Genomic DNA, 818 nt, shown 5'->3' on the forward strand with positions numbered 1-818 from the left:
TTGTAGTTGGCGCTGGCGGCAAAGCCGTAGCCGATGGTGACGCTGCCGCCTATGCTTTGATCCTTGCTTTGGTAGTTGCTGGTGTCTTGCAGGGACTCGATGTTGAGATTGCCTTGGCCCGAGCTGCCGACATCGGCAATCACTTGCCGTGCGCTGGCGACGCCGCCTCTGATATTGGTGTCGTGACCGGATTCCAAAGTCAGGGTATTACCCGCCACAACATGGCTGTTGTTTTGGGTAACGTCGTTACCATCGGCCTTGCCGCGGCTACCGGAGGCGTTGGCGGTGACGCCGAACGCCAGGCCGTTTGAACCATAGGTGGCGGCGATCCCGACCGCCGCACTGCTCGACGAACTGGTGCTGTGCTGGTCGCTGGTGCTTTGGGTCGCTTGCAGATTGATGTCGCCATCGGCCTTGATGCTGGCGTCTTTGCCGGCGCTGATATTGCTGCCGAGTATATTGACGTTGCTGTCCTTATCGGCCCCAGTGGCTCCCGTAGCACTAATGGCAAGGTTGCCGCCGGCCGCTACCGAAGAACCTACTGCGGTGCTGCTGGTTTGCTTGCTTTGGCTGTCGCTCTTGCTGGCGCCGATGGTCAGACTGACAGTCACGCTCGGGTTCGCCGCCGCATCAGCCGCCGCTTTGGCAGTCATGGCGGCAGCCGCGCCTGCCAACAGTTTCATGCGCGAATCGTTCGTCTTCTTGGAGGCGTCGCCCATCTGCTCGATCGACTGCAAGGCGCTGATGATCGGGCTGCTGACGCCCAGCGACAAGCCGCTTTGCTGGGTGTGGGTCTTGCTGTTTTGTTCCGTGGTGTC

The 818-nt window shown here is 60.6% G+C and carries 1 protein-coding gene; it reads right to left on the reverse strand.

The window, feature by feature from the left end; translation table 11 throughout:
* Window positions 1-818: hemagglutinin repeat-containing protein (locus KHU33_RS26140; protein ID WP_211468475.1), on the reverse strand; the 818-nt coding region annotated here is incomplete at both ends.

It is taken from the genome of Collimonas silvisoli (assembly GCF_018305005.1).
GTDB classification, from domain to species: domain Bacteria; phylum Pseudomonadota; class Gammaproteobacteria; order Burkholderiales; family Burkholderiaceae_D; genus Collimonas; species Collimonas silvisoli.